This is a genomic window from Micromonospora sp. DT48 (assembly GCF_049844495.1).
Classification (GTDB): Bacteria; Actinomycetota; Actinomycetes; order Mycobacteriales; family Micromonosporaceae; genus Micromonospora.
Genome location: NZ_JBNCLE010000062.1, coordinates 1 through 519, shown reverse-complemented (window position 1 = coordinate 519; position 519 = coordinate 1). Strand labels below are relative to the sequence as shown.

General features: G+C 65.3%; 1 protein-coding gene. It reads right to left on the bottom strand.

Going from position 1 to position 519, the window contains the following annotated elements; all coding sequences use genetic code 11:
• Nucleotides 1–519 (bottom strand): transposase (locus ACLQ2S_RS27160; RefSeq protein WP_425703828.1); only part of this gene is annotated, 519 nt, incomplete at both ends.

Below are 519 nucleotides of genomic sequence, written 5' to 3'. Positions count from 1 at the left end.
GGTGATCATGCTGGCGGAGTTGTCGGGTCGGGTTTCGTAGTCGCGGACGAGTCGGCGGTGGTGCATGAGCCAGCCGATCGTGCGTTCGACGACCCATCGGCGTTTGACCACGCTGAAGCCCTTGGCCTGCGGGTCTTTGGTGACGATCTCGACGTCGACGCCGAGTGCGGCGCCGTGTTCGACGACGCGGTTCTTGAATCCGGCGTCGACCCAGGTCTTGGTCAGGGTCGGGTAGGCGGTGGTGGCCCGGTCGAGTAGGTCCGTGCCGATGGCGTTGTCGCTGGCGCTGGCGGCGGTGACGATGACGGCGAGGAGCAGGCCGAGGGTGTCGGTGATGATGCCGCGTTTACGGCCGACGATCTTCTTTCCGGCGTCGGTGCCCTGGGTGGCCAGTGGGACGTTGGTGGAGGTCTTCACGCTCTGGCTGTCCATGATGGATGCTGTGGGTTGGATGGTGCGGCCGTGGTGGTCGCGGACGAGGCCGGTGAGCTGGTAGTTCAGTTCGGTGAAGATGCCTTC